At 69.8% G+C, this 2,578-nt stretch carries 2 protein-coding genes and 1 pseudogene; 1 reads left to right on the top strand and 2 read right to left on the bottom strand.

What is annotated here, in order from left to right:
* Positions 1-636: RICIN domain-containing protein (locus FV222_RS22710; RefSeq protein WP_187277432.1), on the top strand; the 636-nt coding region annotated here is incomplete at its 5' end.
* Between the two features lie 177 nt (positions 637-813).
* Here the strand turns inward: FV222_RS22710 and FV222_RS22715 are convergent.
* Together FV222_RS22715 and FV222_RS22720 are read right to left on the bottom strand one after the other, a co-directional pair.
* The gene (locus FV222_RS22715; protein WP_147815702.1) at positions 814-2,136 is read right to left on the bottom strand and encodes an MFS transporter; all 1,323 of its coding nucleotides are present in this window, start codon (positions 2,134-2,136) and stop codon (positions 814-816) included.
* A gap of 192 nt (positions 2,137-2,328) precedes the next feature.
* A pseudogene (locus tag FV222_RS22720) lies at positions 2,329-2,578 on the bottom strand (hydroxymethylglutaryl-CoA lyase); the annotation flags it as partial.

Raw genomic sequence — 2,578 nt, forward strand, 5'->3', positions numbered from 1 at the left:
ACCGCCCTTGCGCAGACCTGCGGCTGCAACAGCGGGCCTTGCGTGTCCTACGAGTCGGTCAACTTCCCGAACTACTTCGTCAAGGTTCGGCCCGACACCACGCTCGGGATCGATGGTTTCGTCGAAACGCAGGACTACCGCCAGCAGGCTTCGTTCTGCGAGCGGCCGTCGCTCGACACCACCCTGACGCCGACCCCGGCGCCGACCGCGAGCACCAACACGACCCTGCTCAAGGCCGCCCATTCCGGGATGTGCCTCGCGGTGCCGGCCGGCAACACCAACGACGGGGCGCCCGTGACCCAGCAGGTCTGCACCGGCGGCGCCGAGCAGCAGTGGAAGTTCACGGCCGTCGCCGGCGGCTATACGGTGACGAGCGCCTCCACCGGCCGCTGCCTCGATGTCTGGGGCGTCTCGCAGGCTGTCGGTGCGCAGGTCTGGCAGTGGAGCTGCACCGGTGGGCCCAACCAAGTCTGGGCGACCAAGGCCCAGGGGAACGGCGTCGCGCTGGTCGCGAAGCATTCGAACCAGTGCCTCGACGTCGGCGGCGCGTCGACGGCGAGAGGAGCCGGAGCCATCCAGTGGGCCTGCCACGGCGGCCTGAACCAGACCTTCGTCGGCCCGCAATCGGGCTGGTAGGGCGCAAGACATGCTGCTTCCCGCGTGGAAGCGGCATGCTGGATCCGAGCGATGTAACGCTCCGGTTTCCCGCAAGCCGTACGTTGCGGGTCCGCGGCGGCGCAGCGAACGGGGATGTGACGGGCTCGCGCCCGGACGACGCCCGGCGGGTCTTCCACCCGCCGGGCGTCGTCGCGTTCACGGGTTGCGGTCGTTGCGGCGCAGGCTCGCGGGCGAGGCGAAGATCAGCAGCCCGGCCGCGACCAGGCAGAGGACGCCGATGCCGTAGAGCGCGAGCGTCGTCGAGCCGGTGAGATCCTTCACCCAGCCGACCGCCACGGGGCTGACGATGCCGCCGAACTGGCCCAGCGTGTTGATCAGCGCGATGCCGCCGGCGGCGCCGACGCCGGTGACGAGCTTGGCCGGAAGCGTCCAGAAGGTCGGGATCGAGGCGACGATGCCGGCCCCGACGAGCGCCAGCGCGATCATCAGCGGCACGATCTGCTTGTCGAAAAGCCCGGCGGCGAAGAAGCCGACGGCCGCCGCGACCGCGAGGCCCGCCACGAATTTCGGCCGGTCGCCGGAGGCGTCGGAGAGGCGCCCGACGACGACCATGCTGATCGCGCCGCAGATGTAGGGGATCGCCGTGAGGAAGCCGACCGAGGCCGCGGTGCCGCCGGTGGCGGTCTTGATCAGGTCCGGCCCCCAGAAGTTCAGGCCGTACGAGCCGACCTGGAGCAGGAAGTACACGAGCGCGATCAGCAGGAAGCCCGGCTGCTTGATCGCCCCCCAGAGCGAATGGTCGCCGATGTCGCGATTGTGGTGGGCGATCTTGGAGGCGAGCAGGTCCTTCTCCGGCTGCGTCAGCCAGCGCGCATCCGAGATCCGGTCGTCCAGGCGCAGGAACACCAGTACGCCGAGCACGAGGCAGGGCAGGCCGCCGGCCAGGAACAGCCACTGCCAGCCGGCCAGGCCCATCGTGCCGTTGAGGCCGCCGAGGATCAGGCCCGCCACCGGTGCCCCGAAGATGCCGGAGAAGGCCGAGGCCACGAACAGGAACGAGGTGACACGCCCGCGGAACGAGGCCGGGAACCACAGGGTCAGGTAGTACAGGATGCCCGGGGCGAAGCCGGCCTCCATCGCGCCGATGATGAAGCGCAGCACGTAGAAGTGCCACTCGGTGGAAATGAACACCATCAGCGCGGTGGCGATGCCCCACGAGATCATGATCCGGGCGATCCAGCGCCGTGCGCCGACCTTGTACAGCAGCAGGTTCGAGGGCACCTCGAAGATCACGTAGCCGACGACGAACATGCTCGCCCCGAGCCCGTAGGCGACGTTGCTGAAGCCGAGGTCGCTCTGCAGCTGGAACTTGGCGAAGCTGATGTTGATCCGGTCGAAGAACGCGAACATGTAGCAGACCATGATCAGCGGCATCAGCCGCCACGCGGCCTTGCGGACGATGCCGCCCTCGGTGATCTGGTCGGCACCCGCGAGCGGGCCGGTCGTGGCGGCGGTCATGGTTTCCTCCTGGAACGGGCGGCATGCGCGACCCCGCCGGCCGGTCTTGAAGACCGAGGGCAGGATGCGCGCGAACGCGGCGGCGCCGCCTTCTGCGGGGGCTATCCGACACGGATCGAGGTTTTTCGGGCGGCCTACGCAGCCTCGTTGCAGTTTCCGCGGCTTACGCCGCCTCGTCGCGGTGTTTGCGGCTCAAGCCGCCTGGGTAACCGGATGGAGGTCGCTGGGGCGGCCGGCCTTGGCGACCTGGCCGGGCACGTCGTGGCCGACGAGGCGCGGCAGGTCGCGGGAGAGGCCGATCAGCGCGTCGAGGTCGAGGCCGGTGGCGATGCCCATCTCGTGGGCCATGCTGACGAGGTCCTCGGTGCAGATGTTCCCGGTGGCGCCGGGCGCGAACGGACAGCCGCCGAGGCCGCCGAGCGCCGCGTCGAACCGGCGCGCC

Source organism: Methylobacterium sp. WL103 (assembly GCF_008039885.1).
In the GTDB taxonomy this organism is placed as follows: domain Bacteria; phylum Pseudomonadota; class Alphaproteobacteria; order Rhizobiales; family Beijerinckiaceae; genus Methylobacterium; species Methylobacterium cerastii.